This window comes from Niveispirillum sp. FG148, from assembly GCF_057809655.1.
The window spans coordinates 1-849 of the sequence record NZ_JBMDKJ010000075.1; the positions used below are offsets into that span (position 1 = coordinate 1).

General features: G+C 64.9%; 1 protein-coding gene. It reads right to left on the reverse strand.

Translation table 11 applies throughout. From position 1 onward, the window contains the following. Positions 1-13: 13 nt before the first annotated feature. On the reverse strand, positions 14-849 hold an 836-nt coding region (rfbB, locus tag ACODTW_RS28260), incomplete at its 5' end, for a dTDP-glucose 4,6-dehydratase (RefSeq protein WP_488949553.1).

An 849-nucleotide genomic window follows, 5' to 3' on the forward strand; every position in this document is an offset into this window, starting at 1 on the left:
GATGCCCTTGCGCTTAGCCATTCTTCTTGCCCTCTCCCCGGCGCTTGTGGGCTTCTTCCCGCAAGGGCCCCCACCACCATTCATTATCCAGGTACCAGCGCACCGTGCGCTCCAGCCCCGTCTCGAAGCTTTCCTTCGGCTCCCAGCCCAGCTCGCGGCGGATCCTGGCGGCGTCGATGGCGTAGCGGTGGTCGTGTCCCGGCCGGTCCTTCACGAAGGTGATCAGGTCGCGGCGGCTGCCGGGGCCGGGGCGCAGCGTATCCAGGATGTCGCAGATGCGCTCCACGACCTCCAGGTTGGTCTTCTCGTTATTGCCGCCGATATTGAACCGTTCGCCCACGGGGCCGCGGGTCAGCACCTCCCACAGGGCGCGGGCGTGATCTTCGACGAACAGCCAGTCGCGCACATTGTCACCCTTGCCGTAAACGGGCAGGGGGCGGCGTTCCAGCGCGTTCAGGATGACCAGCGGGATCAGCTTTTCCGGGAAGTGATAGGGGCCGTAATTGTTGGAACAGTTGGTCAGAACGACGGGCAGCCCATAGGTATGGTGCCAGGCGTCGACCAGATGGTCGCTGGATGCCTTCGACGCGGAATAGGGCGAGCGCGGTGCGTAGGGCGTGGTCTCGGTGAAGAAGCCTTCTTCGCCCAGGGACCCGAACACTTCGTCGGTCGAAACATGGTGGAAGCGGAACTGCGCGGCCTTGTCGCCGGTCAGCCCCTGCCAGTAATCGCGGGCCGCCGACAGCAGCACGCCCGTGCCCACCACATTGGTCTGGATGAAGGCATCCGGCCCATCGATGGACCGGTCGACATGGCTTTCGGCGGCCAGATGCACGATGGCATCGGGCT